General features: G+C 71.1%; 13 protein-coding genes and 1 CRISPR repeat array. Of the genes, 5 read left to right on the forward strand and 8 right to left on the reverse strand.

Translation table 11 applies throughout. The features are described from left to right. Positions 1-221: 221 nt before the first annotated feature. Positions 222-1700 carry a glutamate-cysteine ligase family protein gene (locus tag ACZ4SA_RS24515; protein ID WP_468278181.1) on the reverse strand — a complete coding sequence of 493 codons (1479 nt, stop codon included), beginning with the start codon at positions 1698-1700 and terminating at the stop codon, positions 222-224. 406 nt (positions 1701-2106) lie between these two features. On the opposite strand from ACZ4SA_RS24515, the gene ACZ4SA_RS24520 reads away from it, so the two are divergent. Beyond that, complete coding sequence (locus tag ACZ4SA_RS24520) at positions 2107-3222, forward strand: hypothetical protein (RefSeq protein WP_468278184.1); 1116 nt, start codon at positions 2107-2109, stop codon at positions 3220-3222. Between the two features lie 113 nt (positions 3223-3335). Here ACZ4SA_RS24520 and fusA read toward each other — a convergent pair whose 3' ends face one another. The 4 genes from fusA to ACZ4SA_RS24540 form a co-directional block, all read right to left on the reverse strand. After that, a complete protein-coding gene (fusA, locus tag ACZ4SA_RS24525; protein ID WP_468278186.1) occupies positions 3336-5405 on the reverse strand; it encodes an elongation factor G in 2070 nt (689 codons plus the stop codon). Positions 5406-7019: 1614 nt separating this feature from the next. After that, positions 7020-8063, reverse strand: a complete 1044-nt coding sequence (locus ACZ4SA_RS24530) for an ABC transporter ATP-binding protein (protein ID WP_468278189.1) — start codon at positions 8061-8063, stop codon at positions 7020-7022. Continuing rightward, positions 8060-9706 carry an ABC transporter permease gene (locus ACZ4SA_RS24535; RefSeq protein WP_468278192.1) on the reverse strand — a complete coding sequence of 549 codons (1647 nt, stop codon included), beginning with the start codon at positions 9704-9706 and terminating at the stop codon, positions 8060-8062. Before ACZ4SA_RS24535 ends, ACZ4SA_RS24530 begins: the two co-directional genes overlap by 4 nt. Positions 9707-9712: 6 nt before the next feature. Further along, positions 9713-10756: an iron ABC transporter substrate-binding protein gene (locus ACZ4SA_RS24540; protein WP_468278195.1), complete on the reverse strand. Its 1044-nt coding sequence runs from the start codon at positions 10754-10756 to the stop codon at positions 9713-9715. Between the two features lie 322 nt (positions 10757-11078). Between ACZ4SA_RS24540 and ACZ4SA_RS24545 the strand changes: the two genes are divergently transcribed. Next, a complete protein-coding gene (locus tag ACZ4SA_RS24545) occupies positions 11079-13685 on the forward strand; it encodes an AMP-binding protein (protein WP_468278198.1) in 2607 nt (868 codons plus the stop codon). 246 nt (positions 13686-13931) lie between these two features. Here ACZ4SA_RS24545 and ACZ4SA_RS24550 read toward each other — a convergent pair whose 3' ends face one another. Continuing rightward, positions 13932-14909, reverse strand: coding sequence for a transposase (locus ACZ4SA_RS24550; protein ID WP_468278201.1), 978 nt, complete (start codon positions 14907-14909; stop codon positions 13932-13934). A gap of 141 nt (positions 14910-15050) precedes the next feature. Then, complete coding sequence (locus tag ACZ4SA_RS24555; RefSeq protein WP_468278204.1) at positions 15051-15581, reverse strand: GNAT family N-acetyltransferase; 531 nt, start codon at positions 15579-15581, stop codon at positions 15051-15053. A gap of 186 nt (positions 15582-15767) precedes the next feature. Then, a CRISPR array of direct repeats spans positions 15768-16040; the repeat unit is 29 nt; unit sequence CTGCTCCCCGCACCCGCGGGGATGGTCCC. A 26-nt stretch (positions 16041-16066) separates the two neighbouring features. On the opposite strand from ACZ4SA_RS24555, the gene ACZ4SA_RS24560 reads away from it, so the two are divergent. The 3 genes from ACZ4SA_RS24560 to ACZ4SA_RS24570 are packed head-to-tail and all read left to right on the forward strand — an operon-like array spanning position 16067 to position 17362. Continuing rightward, positions 16067-16717: an AAA family ATPase gene (locus tag ACZ4SA_RS24560; protein WP_468278222.1), complete on the forward strand. Its 651-nt coding sequence runs from the start codon at positions 16067-16069 to the stop codon at positions 16715-16717. Next, positions 16701-16862 (forward strand): hypothetical protein, encoded by a 162-nt coding sequence (locus tag ACZ4SA_RS24565; RefSeq protein ID WP_468278207.1) that lies wholly within the window; start codon positions 16701-16703, stop codon positions 16860-16862. Before ACZ4SA_RS24560 ends, ACZ4SA_RS24565 begins: the two co-directional genes overlap by 17 nt. Next, positions 16862-17362 (forward strand): hypothetical protein, encoded by a 501-nt coding sequence (locus tag ACZ4SA_RS24570; protein WP_468278210.1) that lies wholly within the window; start codon positions 16862-16864, stop codon positions 17360-17362. The genes ACZ4SA_RS24565 and ACZ4SA_RS24570 overlap by 1 nt, the downstream gene beginning before the upstream one ends. Positions 17363-17400: 38 nt before the next feature. Here the strand turns inward: ACZ4SA_RS24570 and ACZ4SA_RS24575 are convergent, their stop codons facing one another. Further along, the gene (locus ACZ4SA_RS24575; protein ID WP_468278225.1) at positions 17401-17598 is read right to left on the reverse strand and encodes a DUF397 domain-containing protein; all 198 of its coding nucleotides are present in this window, start codon (positions 17596-17598) and stop codon (positions 17401-17403) included. Positions 17599-17646 lie beyond the last annotated feature (48 nt).

The following is a 17646-nucleotide window of genomic DNA, read 5'->3' on the forward strand; positions in this document are numbered from 1 at the left end:
CCCGTGCGGCGGTATCCGCACAGAGCGGACCAGGTGACCGACATCACGAGGGATCGGGGCAACCTCCAGGGTTGCCCCATAACCCCCAAAGAGCTTCAACTCACAGGAATGCATGGCAATTCGACTTACAAACTTAATGCGGGAAAAAACCTCTATACCGGACATAGAGGAGCATTGCCGGGCAGGTCGCCTCCGTCCCCCACAGCACGAGCGGGGAACACTCAGTCCACGGGCCAGGTGTGCGCCGGCGCGTTCAGGTGCATGTAGGCGATGTACTGCTGCGTCATCAGCCGAAGCGCCTCGTGGTGGTCGACGCGGCTCGTGGCGTCTATGTGGTGGTACATCTCCGCCTGCCACACCGCGCCGTTGCGCCCGGTGACGCAGCGCTGCTCGATGATCCCCAGCAGCGGCTCCCGCCACGCCGCGTCCATGCCGGAGAGCTCGAGACCGCGATGGGCCATGGGCAGCAGACGCCTCAGTACGAGCTCGGCCACCGGCACCTCGCCCATGCCCGGCCAGTACAGGTCCGCGTCGATGCCGTGCCGCGCCGCGGCGTGCAGATTGTCCTCGGCGGCCTGGAACGACATCCGGGACCAGATCGGCCGCTCCTCGTCGACCAGGGCGCGGGTCAGCCCGTAGTAGAAGGCGCCGTTCGCGAGAGTGTCGGCGACGGTCGGGCCGGCAGGCAGGACCCGGTTCTCGACGCGCAGATGCGGTCGGCCGTGGGAGACGGCGTAGACGGGGCGGTTCCACCGGTAGATGGTGCCGTTGTGCAGGGTCAGTTCGGCCAGCTCCGGTGTGTCCCCGCCATCGAGCGTCCCGCGCGGATCCTCCTCGTCGCACAGGGGCAGCAGGGCGGGGAAGTAGCGCACATTCTCCTCGAAGAGATCAAAAACGCTGGTGATCCACCGCTCGCCGAACCACACCCGCGGCCGGACCCCCTGCACCTTGATCTCCTCGGGGCGGGTGTCGGTCGCCTGCTCGAACAAGGGGATCCGGGTCTCGCGCCACAGCTCCTTGCCGAAGAGGAACGGCGAATTCGCCGCCAGCGCGACCTGGACCCCGGCGATCGCCTGCGCGGCGTTCCAGTAGGCGGGGAACTCGCCCGGGGAGACCTGCAGGTGGAACTGCGTACTGGTGCAGGCGGCCTCGGGGGTGATCGTGTCGGCGTAGGTACGCAGCCTCTCCACCCCGTCCACGGCGATCCGCAGGTCCTCGCCGCGGGCCGCGAAGACCTGCTCGTTGAGCAGCCGATAGCGCGGGTTCTCCGAGAGCGCCGCCTCGCCCACGTCCCGCTGCCGCAAGGTCGGCAGAATGCCGATCATGGTCAGATGGGCCCCGATTCCGGAGGCCCGCCGCTCGGCGTGGTTCAGGGCGTCCCGGATCTCCTGCTCCCAGGCGTCGGGGCCGCCGGCGGTGAGTCTCCGCGGCGGGATGTTGATCTCCAGGTTGAACCGGCCCAGCTCGCTGTCCCAGGCGGGGTCCGCGATGGCCTCGAGCACGTCGGTGTTCTTCATCGCCGGCTCCCCGGCGACGTCCACCAGATTCAGTTCGATCTCAAGACCCACCTGGGGCCGCTCCGACTCGAAACGGGCCTCGCGCAGCATCGTCGCGAACGTGTCGAGGCACGTCTGCATCTTGTCCCGGTACCGGCGGCGATCGTCACGGGTGAAGACGAGCGCCGGGACGTCACGTCCCATCGGGCCCTCCCGCATCTCGTCGGGCAGACACCTTCCCCCACAGCGTCCCACTCACCGGCCGCCCGGACCAGCGGTGACAGGGGTGGGGGGCGGGGCGCCGGGCGGGAGGCCCGCCCCGGGGCGGCGGACCGTCAAGGGCAGCGGCCACCGGTACGCGGACATCATCCGCGGCCCTCGCGGGCGCCGCTCCGACCACGCGGCCCGACCGCCGCCCCGTCCGGGACGTGTGCGTTCCCGGGCGGCTCACGACGGCTCAGGAACGGGGGTGGTGGGGAGGCGACCCGGGCGGGACACGCCGAGCCGGAGGCGCTGAAGGACCTCGCGGACGTAACGAGTCATCCTGCCCCTGATCAAGCTCGCGAGGGAGCCACCACGGCCACACCACCACGGCGAAGGGAACCGAGCCATGCGCGGCATCCGAGGAAGCGTCACGAGCCGCACCCGGAGCGACGGAAGACGGCGGTGGCCGGCCTGCGCGGTGTCGCTGCTGGCGTTCACCGCACTGGCACTGGGCTCGGGAGCCGCGTCCGCCGGCTCGACCGTTTCGCCCGGGTCCGCCGTTGCGCCGTCGTCCGCCGACGGCCCTCTGAGTGTGACGTGGGAGGTGGACCTCGGCAGCGACACCGCCGACGACGACGCCAACGTCCAGCACCACCCGGACGGCACGCTGCGCATCCGCGACAACGCCCTCGGACCCGCCTCCGCGGACACCGGACGCGCCCAGGCCTCGGCCGTACTGGCGGTACGCCACCTGGACCACGGAGTCAACTGGGTCGTGGCGGACGTCGAAGCCGAGTTGCCTGCGGGGACGTGGGTGGCCGTCGACGTCCGCGGCCGAGACGGCAGCGGCCCCTGGACCGAATGGCGGGAGGCCACCTCCGGCGCGCCGGCCGAACTCCCGCGCACGGTCACCGCCGTGCAGGCACGGCTCGTCCTCCAAGGCGGGCCGGGCGGCGCGAACCCCACGGTGCTGGCCCTGCGCCTCACCGCGTACTCCGAGGCGACGGCCACGCCCGGCACGGAAGCCGCCGCGCCCTACACGGCACGCGTCTACGCGACCCGTGAGGGCCTGGTGGGCCACACCACCGCCAACGGGCATGTGATCCGTCCGGACGACCACTTCGTCGCCCTGCCCTCCCGCCGCGGGCTGTCGCCCAAGGGCAGCGGCGAGTACTCGGTGCGGGTCTGCGGCCCCGCGCGGTGCGAGACGGCGCCGGTGTGGGACGTGGGACCGTGGAACACCCGCGACGACCACTGGAACCCCGCCTCCGTACGCCAAACCTTCAAGGACCTCCCCCGGGGCAGGCCGGAGGCGCAGGCCGCGTACGAGGACGGCTACAACGGCGGACGCGACGAGTTCGGCCGCAGGGTCCTCAACCCGGCGGGCATCGATCTCGCCGACGGCACCTTCTACAACGTCGGCCTGGACGACAACGGCTGGGTGACCGTCACCTACCTGTGGACCGGCGACAGCGCCCGCACCACCTCGTTGTGCCGGCTCCCGGGCGCGCCCACCTGCTGATCCGGCTCGCGGCGGCAGGCGCCGGTCGCCTACGGGACGACCCCGCCCCCCGTAGACGGGGCCGTCCCTGATTCTGCGCCGGCGTCGCCGGTTCCACGCCGACGTCCCTGGTTCTACGCCGACGTCCCGCCCGACACCGATGCCGGCGCGTAGCCGACGGTGCGGGTCGTGAAGGTTCCACGGCCCTGGGTGCGGCTGCGCAGCCGGGACGCGTAGCCGAACAGCTCGGCCAGTGGCACCGTCGCGGTGACCACCGCCGTACCGGACCGCGCCGCCTGGCTCGACACCCGGCCGCGCCGCGCCGCCAGGTCGCCGAGCACCGCGCCGACGGCGTCGTCCGGCACGGTGACCGTGACCTCGACCACCGGTTCGAGCAGAGCCATCACGCCCGCACGCAGTGCCTCCCGGAGCCCGAACCGGCCCGCCGTCCTGAACGCCATCTCCGACGAGTCCTTGGAGTGCGTGGCCCCGTCGGCCAGGGTCACTCGCAGCCCGGTCACCGGGTGGCCGCCGAGGGGGCCCTCGGCGAGGGCGTCCCGGCACCCGGCCTCCACCGCGCGGATGTACTCCTGCGGCACCCGCCCACCGGTGACGGTCGACCGGAACACGAAGCCCTCCCCGTCCGGCTCCAGTGGCTCGACGTCGAGCACGACATGGGCGAACTGACCGGCGCCGCCGTCCTGTTTGACGTGCCGGTACACCAGCCCGGACACGCCGCGGGCAACGGTCTCGCGGTACGCCACCTGCGGCCGGCCGACGCCGACGTCCAGCCCCTGGGCGCGGCGGATCTTCTCCACCGCGACCTCGAGGTGCAGCTCGCCCATGCCGGACAGCACCGTCTGACCGGTCTCGGGATCGGTACGTACCGTGAGGGAAGGATCCTCCTCCACCAGCCGGGCCAGCGCCGACGCCAGCCGTTCGGTGTCGAGACGCCTGCGAGCCTCCACCGCGACGGAGACGACCGGGTCCGCCGCCGTGGGTGGTTCGAGCAGCAGCGGTGCGGCCGGCGCACACAGCGTCGCACCGGAACGGGCAGCCTTCAGCCCGACCACGGCGACGATGTCCCCGGCCACGGCCCGGTCCGTCTCCGCATGCCGGTCGGCCTGGACCCGCAGGATGCGGCCGATCCGTTCCGAGCGGCGGGCGCCCACGTCCAGCACGGCATCTCCTTTCTCGATCGTTCCCGCGTACACGCGCACATACGTCAGCCGCCCGGTGCTGGTGGAGTTCACCTTGAACACCAGCCCCACGAACGCCGCGGCCTCGTCGGCTTCCCGTTCCTGCTCCGCGCCGCCGTGGGTGCCGCGTACCGGCGGCACGTCCAGCGGCGAGGGCAGGTAGGCCACCACCGCCTCGAGCAGCGGCTCGATCCCGCAGTTGCGGTACGCGGAGCCGGACAGCACCACGACGCCCTGTCCGCTGTGAGTCAGGTCGCGCAGCGCTCCGGTCAGGGTCTGCGCGGACAGGGCGGAACGCTCGCAGAACTCCTCCAGCGCGATCGGGTGCAGTTCGGCGACCGTCTCCTCCAGCAGACGACGGCGTCGTTCCGCCTCTTCGCGCAGGGCTTCCGGCACCGGACCTTCCTCGTACGTGCCGCCGCCGGCCCGCCAGATCAGCGCACGCATACGCAGCAGATCCACCACTCCGGTGAATTCGTCCTCCTGCCCGATGGGCAGCTGGACGACCAGCGGAACCGTGTGCAGACGTTCCCTGATCGACGAGACCGCCGAGTCGAGGTCCGCTCCGGCACGGTCCAGCTTGTTGACGAACGCGATCCGGGGCACCGCGTGCCGGTCGGCCTGTCGCCAGACCGCCTCGCTCTGCGATTCGACTCCCGCGACGGCGTCGAACACGGCGATCGCACCGTCGAGCACACGCAGTGACCGCTCCACCTCGTCGGAGAAATCGACGTGGCCGGGTGTGTCGATCAGATTGATCCGGTGCCCGTCCCAGGCACAGCTCACCGCAGCGGCGAAGATGGTGATGCCACGATCGCGCTCCTGGGAGTCGAAGTCGGTGACGGTCGTCCCGTCATGGACCTCGCCGCGTTTGTGGGTGGCGCCGGTGAGATACAGCATCCGTTCGGTGACGGTGGTCTTGCCCGCGTCGACGTGGGCGAGGATGCCCAGGTTTCGGACGCGGGTCAGCTGGCTGGCGGAACGGTGTCGAAGGTCGGTACGCACGGCCCATGGCCTTTCGGGTGTTGGTGGGCAGGGCAGCGCAATTCCCAGACGAGGCAGCTCGGTCGTGCGCCTGCGGCAGGCCCCCGGCGCGGCACGCGGTGCGGCGACACGTCGGCCGCGGTGCCGGGTAGGCAAGCAAGCAGGCGGAGGAGACTTCAGGCGTTCGTCACGGACTTCCGGTGGCGGCCGCGCAGCCGGCACCGGGTGGACGAAGACACCAGGATCACGTCGAAGCGCGACCGGGGAGCAACGGCTGCATGGCGACAACACATGATCGAGCTCCCCTCTTTCATCAATGCGCGTTCGTCGACACATGTCGATACGCGCTGCGATGCCGTGTGCACCGCGCGAGCCGAGTCTAGGGAGACGACCCGGCTCCCCGACACCGGTTTAAAGGTCGAATTCGGCCTGGACCGTCTTCCCCACGCGCACGCGGTCGAGTACGCACCACCCGTCTGCCGGCGCCTCGACGAGGAGCAGACCGCGCCCGGAGTCGTCTGCCGGGCCGGGTGCGGCCAGGGTGCCCGGGGCGGGCGGCCGCCGCTCGCCCCGCGGGTCGGACACCTCGATCCGCAGGACCGCTCCGGGCGTTCCCGGACGTGGATCGTCTCGGGGGTGGTCGCTCGACGCAGTGGTCGCCGGAGCTGCCGCTGCTTTTGAACCAGGACAGCTCTGTGGTGCTCATGCCGTTCCTCGCATCCGCCGCCACAGGCTCATGGAGTCGTCACTCCAAGGCCGAGCAGAGCCCACCGCTCGCCCTCATCGTGGACGAGCTTCGTCTCGTACGCCCGGCCGGTCCTGACCTCGCAGGTGAGCGCCCCGTGCCGGTTCGAGTCCGGCTCCGACTGCAGGGCGCCCGGTCCTGGCCGGCGATCTCGATCCCCCGGTGTTGCCCGTAGTGACACCCTCGAACAGATGATCGAGATCGGCTCCGGCGGCCGCCGAGACAAATCCGACGATTCACCCCTTTCCACTCAGGGCGCAGAGGGCTAGTCTGGGAAGTGGCCTACGGGGCGAGCGAGGGAGTTCAACCGGAGTAGCCGACTTTGGCGGATGGGTTTGTACCGCCGGGGCCGACGTCGACGGTTGGGCTGAGAGGTCTGAAGGTCGAGAGACCGGAAGACGACCCCCATCACCTGATCCGGACAATACCGGCGCAGGGAGCCCGTCTCGTAGGTTTTTGCGCGTCTCCGGCGGACGCCCGCGCTGGACCTTGGAGCTGCCCGGCGGCGCCGAGCAGCCGAAGGCGCGGCTGGTGGCGGAGTTCGAAGCGGGGCTTCCGTTCTGGCGAAAGGCGGCCGAGGCGCCAGACGCGATGTCCTTCCTCGGACATCTCCGCTCGGTGGACAAGCACTCCGGAAACGCACACCCAGCGGGTCCGCGCCCAGCTGAACCTTCCCGCTGCTCCGGCCGCGCCGGACGGTGCAGCGGCAGCGCCCCGTTCCGCCGCGCCTCCGGAGAGGCGCCTGCGCAACCAGCCGTCGGCCTGGCCGGCCAGGCGGTTGGGGCGGCCGCTCGGTGAGGTGCTCGCACGCAGCGTGAGCCCCTCGCCGTCTTTGCCGACGCCTGGTCGGCGTTCACCACTCCCGCCGCCGACCCCCGCGTCTGCACCCCCTACGGGTGGAAGCCCGCCTCCCCCACCACGCAGATGCCCGCCTCCTCCCCCGGGCCGACGGACACCGCGCCCGCGACACGGATGCCGACAGGGGTGTCGTGGCCCGGGACGGCCACGATGACCATGGCGTCGTGGCCGTAGTACGAGACGTCGGTCACCGTGCCCCGGACCGAGCCGTCGGAGTCCGCGCCGGTGAGGCGGAGTTGTTCCGGGCGGAGCAGGACCGTGCCGGCGCGCAGGCCGTCGGGCGGGGCGGCGAGGGGTACGGCGCCCAGGGCGGTCAGTGCCGTGCCGTCGTCGGAAACGGTGCCGGGGAGCAGGACCGCGTCGCCGACGAAGTCGGCGATCCAGGGGTCGGCGGGGTGCTGGTAGAGGTCCTGCGGGGTGGCGCACTGTGCTACTCGGCCGTCCCGAACGACGGCGACGAGGTCGGCGGCGGACAGGGCCTCCTGCTGGTCGTGGGTGACGAGCACGGCCGTGGCGCCCGTCGCCCGTAGCGCTGCCCGCACGTCCGATCGCACTCCCGCCCGCAGTGCGCTGTCGAGAGCGTTGAACGGCTCGTCGAGCAGTACGAGTTGGGGGCGGGGCGCGAGCGCTCGGGCCAGGGCGATGCGCTGTTGCTGGCCTCCGGACAGCTCGTGCGGCATACGGCCGCCGTATCCGGCGAGGCCGACCAGCTCCAGCATCTCCTCGGCGCGGCGCCGCCGTTCGGCCCGGTCGACGCCGGTCAGTCCGAAGGCGACGTTGCGGGCCACGCTCAGGTGGGGGAAGAGAGCGCCCTCCTGCGGGACGATGCCGATCCGGCGCCGCTCCGGCGGCAGGTGGACGCCGGGCCCGGTCAGGAGCCGGTCTCCGAGTCGCACGGTGCCCGCGTCGGCGCGCAGGAATCCGGCGACGATGCGCAGCATGGTGGTCTTGCCGCAGCCGGAGGGGCCGAGGACGGCCGCCAACGCGCCTGCGGGGACGGTGAGTTCGAGACCCCGCAGGATCGGTTCCCCGGCCGCGTAGGACTTGGTGAGCCCTTCGACGTGCAGTTCGTTCATGACCTGTGCCTGCCTAGGAGGTACGAGGGGACTGCGGCCAGCAGGATCAGCGTGGCGGCGTAGGGGGCGGCGGCGGCGAAGGATCCGGCGCCGGTCTCCGTCCACAGCCGGGTGGCGAGCGTGTCCATGCCGGTGGGGCGCAGCAGCAGGGTCGCGGGGAGTTCCTTCATGCAGACCACGAAGGTGAGCGCGGCCCCGGCGGCCACGCCGGGCGCGGCCAGCGGCACGGTGATCTCGCGCAGCACCTGCCACGGCCGTCGCCCGAGTGACCGGGCCACTTCCTCCAGGACGGGCGGCGCCTGCAGCACGGCCGCGCGGGTGGCGGCCACCGCGACCGGCAGGAACAGCACGGCGTACGCGCAGATCAGCAGCGGGAGTTGCTGGTACAGCGGGTACGCGTAGCGCACGGCGAAGAACACCAGGGCGAGTGCGACCGTGATACCGGGCAGCGCGTGCCCCGCGTACGCCGCCTGTTCCAACAGGCGGGAGCCGCGCCCCCGGTGCCGGGCGGCGATCACCCCGACCGGCAGGGCAAGGAGGGTGGTGAGAGCCGCGCCCGCCGCCGCGACCCCGAACGTGGTCCAGGCCGTCTGCGCGAGCGTGTCCGGGTCCCAGGTGGCCGAGCTGCCGACGGCCAGCCAGTACGCGAGGGTGCCCAGTGGGAAGACGACGGCGACGGCCGCCACCGCCCCGCACCACAGCAGGGCGACCGGCCGCCACCGGCCGAGGGCGACCGGGATCGCCGGGCGGGCGGTGCCCGTGCCGGTCCTGGCGTGCCCGGCGCGTCCTCGCGTACGGGCCTCCGCGGCGACCAGCGCGATCGTCATCACGACCAGCACCACGCTGAGCGCGGCGGCCGGTGTCCGGTCGAACGAGGCACGGTAGGAGGTGTGGATGGCGCGGGTGAAGGTGTCGTACCGCATCAGGGACACCGCGCCGAAGTCGGAGAGCACGTACAGCGCGACGAGCAGCGCCCCGCCCGCGGCCGCCGGTCGCAGCTGCGGGAGGGTGACCCGGACGAACGTCCGCAGCGGTCCGTGCCCGAGGGAGCGTGCGGCCTCTTCCTGTGCCGGGTCGATGCCCCGCAGTGCGGCGGCGACCGGCAGATGGACGTACGGGAAGCTGACCAGCGTCAGGGCCAGCGCGGCGCCACCGAACCCGGCAAGCCCCGGCGCGGCCGACAGCCAGGCGAACGCGGCGACATAGCTGGGCACCGCCAGCGGCAGCGTGGCCAGCACCGACCAGGCGCGGGCTCCGGGCAGCGCGGTGCGCACGGTCAGCCAGGCCAGCGAGACGCCCAGCACCAGGCTGGCCGCCACGACCACGAATGTCAGCCCGAGGCTGCGGCCGAGGAGGTTCAGAGTGTCTTCGTCGGAGACGATGTCCCAGGCGAAGGCCGGCCCGCGTTCCAGGGCACGTACGGCGAGGTAGCCGATGGGCAGCAGGGCGAAGAGGGCGGCCAGGCAGGCAGGGACGAGCAGGACCAGAGGGGGCCTCCGGCCGGCCGTACGCGCGGTTCGTGGCGTACGGGTCCTGCCGCGCTTGCGCGGTGCGCGGGCCGACGGGCCCCGGTCCGCCCCGCGGTCGCGCCCGCCCGGGGCGCAAGCTCCGGCCGGGCGCGAGGTGGACAGCGATGTGCGCACGGCGGGTCAGACCAGTCCGACGTCCTGGAGCATGGCCAGCGTCTCCTGGAGGGACTCCAGCTTGCCCAGGTCGATGTCGGGGGACTCGAGCGACTCCAGCGGAGGCAGGTCCTTCACGTCGGTGGTGACGCCCGCGGCCAGCGGGTACTCCTTGGTCTCGTCGGCGAAGTAGGTCTGCGCCTCCTTCGACAGCAGGAAGTCGACGGCCTTCTGGGCGGTCTCGCTCTGCCCGCTGTCCTTGAGAATGCCCGCGCCGGCGACGTTGATCAGCGCGCCCGGATCCCCGCCGGGCAGGAAGTGGAGCTTGGCGCCGACCTTTTCCTCGCCCTTTTCGGCGACCCGCTCGTACCAGTAGTAGTGGTTGACCAGGCCGAGGGAGACCTCGCCGGATTCAACGGCGTCCAGGGTGGCGAGGTTGTTGGCGTACGTCTTGCCGTTGGCCTTCAGGCCCTTGAGCCACTCGCGGGTCGCGTCGTCGCCCTCCAGGACCCGCATGCCGGTGACGAAGGCCTGGAAGGAGGCGTTGGTGGGCGCGTAGCCGACCTTGCCCTTCCACTCCGGCTCGACCACGTCGAACACGCCGTCCGGGACGTCACCCTCGGCGACCTCGTCCGGGTTGTACGCGATGACGCGGACGCGTCCCGAGAGGCCGACCCAGTCACTGCCGGAGCCCCGGTACTTGTCGTCGACCTTGTCGAGGGTGGCCGACGGCAGCTTCTGCAGCACGCCCTCCTTGGACAGGGCGCCCAGCGCGCCGGCGTCCTGGGAGAAGAACAGCCCGGCCTTGGTGCGGTCGCCCTCCTCCAGGATCTGCGCGGCGAGCTCAGCGCTGTCGCCATACCGCACTTCGACCTCGGCACCGACGGCCTTCTCCAACTTGTCCAGAAGTGGCTTGACCAACTTCTCGTTGCGGCCGGAGTAGATGACGAGTGAGGAGCTGCCGCTCTGGTCGCCGCTGTCCTTGTCGCCGGAGCCGCACGCCGCGAGGGCAGGGAGCAGCAGACCTGCTGTGACCAGCGCGATCGTCCGGCGAACCGAGGGGCGTCGCATGTGTTGTGTGCCTTCCTGCAGGGCTCGCCCCGGCGCCGCCGCAGGTGCGACGGGCGAAGCGACTCTGTGATCGTCCTGTGGCTTGATTATGACCATCCAATGAATAAGGTAAAGCTAACCTAAACGTCAAGGGCTCCGTGCTGATGCGGAGGCTGCCCGCGGAAAGGGCACACCCGTGCTTCACCCCTCCGGGTTCCTCCCGGCCCCGTCCCCCGCTCCCTCGTCCGTCCCCTCCCCCGATCCCGCTCCCCACGCGACGGGCTCACTCCGGCTGCCCGCCGCCCCGGGCTCGCCTCCGGTGCCGGCAGCCCGGCCCTGCGGCGTGCGGTTCGCGCGCGAACTCGCGGCGTACGGCGACCGCGTCGCGCTCATCACGCCGGAAGGAGAGCTGACGTACCGCGAGCTGGCCGACCGGGTGGCCACCACCGCCGAGCGCCTCGGGCCCGGACGGCGACTGGTTCTGCTGGCCGGCGCCAATCGGGCCGACGCGATCGTCACACATCTGGCCGCCCTGTCCGCCGGTCACCCCGTCCTGCTCGTCCCCGGCGACAGCGAGAGCACGATCCGCTCACTCTCGGAGGCGTACGCCCCCGACGTCGTGGCCCGCCCGGACGCGGACGGCACATGGATCCTCGACGAACGGCACCGCGACAGCGCCCACACCCTCCACCCGGACCTCGCCCTACTGCTGAGCACCTCCGGCTCGACCGGCTCGCCGAAGCTGGTGCGGCTCTCCCACGAGAACCTTCAGGCCAACGCGGAGTCCATCGCCACGTACCTCGGCATCGACGACACAGACCGGGCAGCCACCACGCTGCCCATGCACTACTGCTACGGCCTGTCCGTCATCCACAGCCACCTGCTCCGCGGCGCCTCGCTGATGCTCACCGCGCGGTCGGTGTCCGACACGGCCTTCTGGGACGAGTTCCGCGCCGCCCGCGGCACCTCGCTGGCGGGCGTGCCGTACACGTTCGACCTGCTCGACCGGGTCGGCTTCGAACGGATGGAACTGCCGCACCTGCGCCGCGTCACGCAGGCCGGGGGCCGGCTCACGCCCGAACACGTGACCCGTTACGCCGAGCTGGGGCATCGTTCGGGATGGCAGCTGTTCGTCATGTACGGCCAGACCGAGGCCACGGCCCGTATGGCCTACCTCCCGCCACAGCTCGCCGCCGAGCGACCCGAGGCCGTCGGTGTACCGATACCCGGCGGCTCCATCCGGCTGCAGCCGCTCGACGACCACGGCCCGGGCTCCGGTCCAGACACCGGCTCGGACATCGGTGAACTGGTCTACTCGGGGCCGAACGTGATGCTCGGATACGCCGAGACCCCCGCCGATCTCGCCCTCGGCCGGACCGTGCATGAACTGCACACCGGGGACCTCGCCCGGCGCGCGTCCGACGGGCTGTACGAGATCGTCGGACGCCGCAGCCGCTTCGCGAAGATCCTCGGGCTGCGAATCGACCCGCAGCGCGTCGAGTCCCTGCTGGCGGACGACGGCGTCACCGCGTACTGCGCGGGAGACGGGGAGGCGCTCGCGGTGGCCGCGCTCGGGAGCGACGGTCAGCAGGCAGCACGGATCCGGCGGCTGGTCGCCGAGGAGTGCGGGCTCCCGTCCCGCGCCGTACGGGTCCAGATCCTCGACCGACTCCCCCGCCTGGCCACGGGCAAACCCGACTACGAGGCCGTACGGCAACTGACGCGCCCCGAGGCCGAGACCGCGCCGGAACCCGACCCCGGTCTGGATCTCCTCCGTCTCTACACGGAGATCCTCGACCACGCCGACGCCGAGGTCACCGAGGACAGCAGCTTCGTCAGCCTGGGCGGCGACTCACTGAGCTACGTCGAGATGTCGCTGCACCTGGAGGATGCGCTCGGCCACCTGCCCACCGGCTGGCACACGAAGACGATCCGCGAACTCCGGGCCCTTGCGGCACCCTTGCCGGAGCGGTCGGACGGACAGGACGGACCGGAGCCACGGCGAGCCTCGCCGGCCACGGGTCGCCGGAAGACGCTGCGGTCCTGGACGACCCGGGAGTACTGGACGAACCGCCGCACCCTGGAGACCGGCATTGCCCTGCGCGCGGCCGGGATCGTCCTCATCATGGGCTCGCACATCAAGATCTACGACATCAAGGGCTTCGCCCACATCCTCCTCTGCGTCGCGGGCTACAACTTCGCCCGCTTCCAGCTGACCGACGCCGCACGTCGCGAGCGCGTACGGCGCCTGTGGCGCAGCATCGCCCGAATCGCCGTACCGAGCATGGTGTGGATCACCGGCGCGGTGCTCCTGACCGACTTCTACGACCCGGCCAACGCCGTACTCCTCAACAGCCTGTTCTCCCAGGGGAACGACCGCTTCGACTGGGCGTACTGGTTCGTCGAGGCCCTGGTCTACTTCCTCGTCGTCCTCGCCGCCCTCATGGCCGTACCGCTGCTGGACCGGCTGGAGCGGCGGTACACGTTCGGCGTGCCGCTGGCGCTGACGGCCGTCGGCCTGGTCGGCCGCTACGACCTGCTGGATCTGGCGTCCGCCCGCCCCCAGCTGAGCCCCAGTGTGGTCTTCTGGCTGTTCACGCTGGGGTGGGCTGCCGCACGGGCCGACAGCGTGCGGCAACGGGCCCTGCTGACGGGGGTGTTGCTGCTCACCGTGCCCGGCCTCTTCCACGACCAGCCCCTGCGTACGGCCACCGTGCTCGTTGGGCTGGCGCTGCTGATCTGGGTACCGGCCCTGCCCAGCCTGGGCCCGATCAACGCGCTCGCGGGCATTCTGGCGAGCAGCTCGCTGTACCTCTACCTGACGCACTACCAGGTCTACCCCTACCTCCAGGAGGACTTCCCCCTCACCGCCCTGTTCGCCTCCCTGGTGGTCGGCGTCGGCTACGCGACGGTCGTGACCCGGGTGACGCGGAAGGTCCGGTGGCTGTGACGATGCCCTTCTGCCACGTGTGGCGCCCGGATGCTGCTCCGGCCAGGTACGGCTGAGTCGTTCGGAGCGCGTGGGCGGTCACTCTGATCGAGCCTGCCGGGTCGAACCGGGCCTCGCCGGCGGCATCTCCCCCTGGCGCATCCGTCCGGTGTTCGTGCAGCAGGGCGAACGGACGGAAGCGCTCTTACGACTTGGTCCGCGATTGAGGTCTGGGCGTGCCGGCCTGGCGGGTCGGCTGGTGGTTGATCAGCAGGCGGCCTGCCGGGCGGGCACGAGCTCGGTGCTCGGCTTGCGGCGGGTCGGTCGGCGAGCCGCACGGTCCGAAACCAATGAAGCGATCGCCTGGTGGGTCGCGGCGTAGTCCTCGCGTGAGCCGGTGTAGCGCTGGAGAGGGCGCCACTGACGCAATTCGGCGTTGGTGTGCTCGACGCAGATCCGCTCCGAGGACTGCCGTCGGCGCATCTCCCGCCAGGCGTACTGCTCGCCGAGCGGCGCGTCGCCCTTCGGCTTCTTCGGAGGGGCACTGATCTGGTCGGGGAACTCGTTGGCCAGCCCCCGGTAGCCCTCGTCGACCTCGGCCGTCACCTTCGGGTTGAGCCGGAACTGCTCGGCGATACCCTCGGTGCGCATCGCGGTCTGGTCGTGCATGCGGCCCGGGCGGTCCGCTCCCGACCACAGCAGACGGCCCTGGCCGTCGCTGATGGTGGTGGTCTTGATGGTGTTCTGCTTCTTCTTGCCGGAGACGAAGGCCCGCCGTCCGGGCCTGCCTGCCTTCGGGCGGCGAACCTGGGTCTCGGCGCCATCGATCCGCAACCGGATCCCCGCGGCCTCGGCGTAAGCGAACACGTCCGCCAGGGTCCGAAGTCGCACGCCGGAGTGGTCGGGGACTGCGAAGCCACGCACGGCCAGCAACGGGCGGATCTCCCCGATGGCGCGGGAGATCGTGGAGCGGGCGATGCCGTACAGCTCGGCGAGCGCGGCGTGCGGGAGCCCGGTGCGTAGGTGGACCAGGGTGACGAGCAGGCGGTCGGTGAAGACCAGGTCGTGCTTCGGGCCGGCACCGGCCTCCCGCTGCCGCCCGGCACCACGCCGCTCACGGAGCTCCGACTCGCACCGGGCGAGCCACAGATCGGCCAACTCTTCGATCAAATCGCCGAGATGTGCACGCGAGACGCCGCAGAAGGCAGGATGGGTCAAGGCCGCACGGGCCCACTTCTTGGTCACACTCGAAGAGCCCGTGCGGCCACTGCCACGTCACGGCTGCCCGCCGGTGATCAATGGGTGTGGCTCTTCTGCGGGAACTGTCCGAGCTGGGAACTTCCCTGCAGAAGAGCAAACGCAGCCGGCGAAGCACCGGCCCGAGCATCAGGGCCTCAGCAGTCCGCCCACCCACCAGTCGTGCGGTTTGCCATCGTTGGCGATGCCGCGATTGCGCAGTGTCCCTTCGACGGTGAAGCCGAGTTTCTCGGCGACGGCACGCGAGCCGGTGTTCCCGGCCATGGCCCACCACTCGATGCGGTGGACGTCGAGGGTGGCCCAGCCCCAGTCGCACAGGGCCCCAGCGGCCTCCACCGAGTACCCGCGTCCGCGCTGTTCCTTGACCGCCCAGTAACCGAGTTCGTAGACGCCCGAACTGATGATGAACAGGCAGTACGAGCCGACAAGGGCGCCACTATCCCTACGGAAGGCGCCGAGAGTGTAGCTCTTGTCCGTGGCCCAGCCCGCGGGCAGTTCCTCGCCGATGCGCTTCTCCGCGTCCGCACGCCGGTACGGCACCGGCACCGGCGTATAGAACTGAATGTCCTCGTCCTGGCAGGCTTCGTACACCGCATCCACGTCGGCAGATGTGAAGGCCCGAAGTACCAGACGGTCGGTCTCAAGAGTCACCGGATCCATTGCGGCAGTATGAACACCACCAGCAAGCAGCGACCAGCGAATATCCCCGAGCACCGCACATCACAACACACCCCGGACCGATCAACGGTCGTCGCAACACCCCAGATCAGCTGTCCCCGAGACGGAGTTACGCCCACCATCAATCGCGGACCGAGCCGTTAGGGGAAGCCTTCTTTACAGCAGTCTCTGCTCCCCGCACCCGCGGGGATGGTCCCGGTCCCCGTGATGCCGGGGACGCGTACACCAGCTGCTCCCCGCACCCGCGGGGATGGTCCCTCGCATCATGCCCGGACATGAGTGCCCCAACTCTGCTCCCCGCACCCGCGGGGATGGTCCCTCCCGGATCCTCAAGGCGGAGATCCGGGCGGCCTGCTCCCCGCACCCGCGGGGATGGTCCCTGTTCGAATCGATCGGGCAGCAGGTTCCCGGGCTGCTCCCCGCACCCGCGGGGATGGTCCCAGGCCGATCGCTACGGCGACCGGCTACTGACCGCCGGTCACGGCGTGGACGCCGTTGTCGGCGTCGCCGGGTCGGGCAAGACCTCGCTCATGGAGGCCTGTCGCACCGGCTGGGACGCCGTCGGCATGACCTACGCGGGCGCCTCGCTGTCCGCCGTGGCCGCGCAGAACCTGTTCGAGGGCTCCGGCATCCCCGTGGGCACCGTGGCGTCCTGGCTGCAGCGCATTGAGAGCGGCGCCGGGCTGCGCGGCGTCGACGTCCTGGTCCTCGACGAAGCGGTCATGACCGACGACCGTTCCCTGGCACGCCTGTTGACCGTCGCGGCCGCCACGGGCACGAAGGTCATCGGTGTCGGCGACCCGCAGCAGCTGCAGGCGACCGGGCCTGGCGGCGGATTCGAGGAGATCCACCGGCTGGTCCGCGGCACCGTCCTGCACACCAACCGCCGCCAGAAGGACGCCGCCGAGCCCCTTGCCCTGGAAGTCTGGCGCGACGGGGCTCGCGAGCAGGCCCTGCGGATGCTCGCCGACGGCGGCCGCGTCCACGCCACTGACACCGCTGAGCAGGCGCATGCGCAGATCCTGACCGCATGGAGCCAACGCGGTCGTCATGAAAGCCCTGGAGCAGCAGGGCCGCTTCGCCCCGGCCGACATCGCCGCGTTGAAGACCCTGGCTGACCTCGCCGCCGTCCACGGCGGCCGCCTTGCCGTTACTCTGCCGCCGGGCGTCACGCAGGCGGCCGTGCCGCAGCAGATGGCACCGGCGCCCAGCGTGGCCGTACCGGCCGCGGCTGCGGCCAAGGAACCCAGGGCGTCGCTGTAGTGAGCGCCGCAGCCCCGGAACCGCAGCATGTGGCGCCTCTGACGCTGGAGACGCCGCTGCCTCTGCGACTGCTGACCGAGCAGGACATCACACAACGCGCCGCCCGCCTCGCCCGCGCGCAGGAGGCCGCTCGCCGCCTGGCGGGCGCTCCCCCAGCGCCGGCGGTCGGGCCCTTCGACGTCGTCCAGCGGCTGGTCCAGGAAGGAGCACCGCCCGAGAAGATCGACCGGGCACGCCGCGCCATCGAGGAGGATCAGCACTACGCACGCGACCAAGCGGCCCGCGCGAGCGCACGCGCCGTGCAGCTGCGCGGACAGGTCCAGCAAATTGGTGACGAGCAGAAGCGACGCTCCCAGCTCACGCCAGCAGGACGTGAAGCCGAGGACCTCGAACGGGCCCGTCGTCCATCCCGCGCGCCGTTTCGTCATCCCGCGGTGCAGCCTCCGCATGTGGCGGTTCCACCGGCCGAAGGACAGCGGCGGACGGGCCAGGGGCGGTAGGAGAGAAGGGTGGGGCTGTGTGCTTGAGACCGCCGTCGTCAGACGCTCTTGAGGTGCTGGACGAACGCGGTCCACTGCGTGGTCGGCATGAGCAGCACAGGACCGGAGGGAACTTTGGAGTCGCGGACACCGGTGCGTTCAACCGGGAACTGCGCGATCTCCACGCAGAAGTTGTCCTCATTGAGGCTGTAGTGTCCTGAGTCGTTAGTTCGCTTGCGGTTGTAGGGTGGGGTGATGCCTGGTCCGAAGCCGTTGCCTCTGGAGCTGTCCGATCACGAACGCCG

It is taken from the genome of Streptomyces sp. NPDC027962, from assembly GCF_055566095.1.